The 425-nt window shown below is 58.8% G+C and carries 1 protein-coding gene; it reads right to left on the bottom strand.

Annotation, left to right across the window (positions count from 1 at the left end; translation table 11 throughout):
• The coding region (locus ACI77D_RS29375) for a hypothetical protein (RefSeq protein WP_407018109.1) at positions 1–425 on the bottom strand (425 nt) is incomplete at both ends.

The raw sequence follows: 425 nt of genomic DNA, 5'->3' as shown, positions 1-425 counted from the left end.
TTATCCGGATACCAAATCCCGGTCAGTTGCCCGTATTTGTTGTAGCTGTAGTCCGTAATGTGGCCGTCGGGATCGGTCTTACGAATGACGTCGCCCTGATCGTTGCGCTCATACTTCCAGACCGCTTCACCACGCCGTACTACCCGTACGAACCCGTTGTCATGCTCGTAGGAAGTCGGTTCATCCTCCCCAGGAAACAACGCCACCAGACGTCCTGCGTCGTCGTACTGATACGCTGTCACCGCGCCCAACGGGTCCTGCTCGACCGTCAGTCGGCCCTTGTCATCGTAGGATTTGAAGTGCTCGGCACCGTCGGGATCAATGCGCTGCACCAGCCGCGCCCGCTGATCGTGGACGTAAACTTCCCGACTGCCATCAGCGTTCTGAACCGTGACCCGGCCGTTGTCATCCCACGCATACCGCGT

It is taken from the genome of Pseudomonas sp. O39, from assembly GCF_045447295.1.
Lineage (GTDB): Bacteria > Pseudomonadota > Gammaproteobacteria > Pseudomonadales > Pseudomonadaceae > Aquipseudomonas > Aquipseudomonas antarctica_A.
Note: the sequence above shows the minus strand (reverse complement) of the source record. Positions and strands in the feature narration are given on the sequence as shown.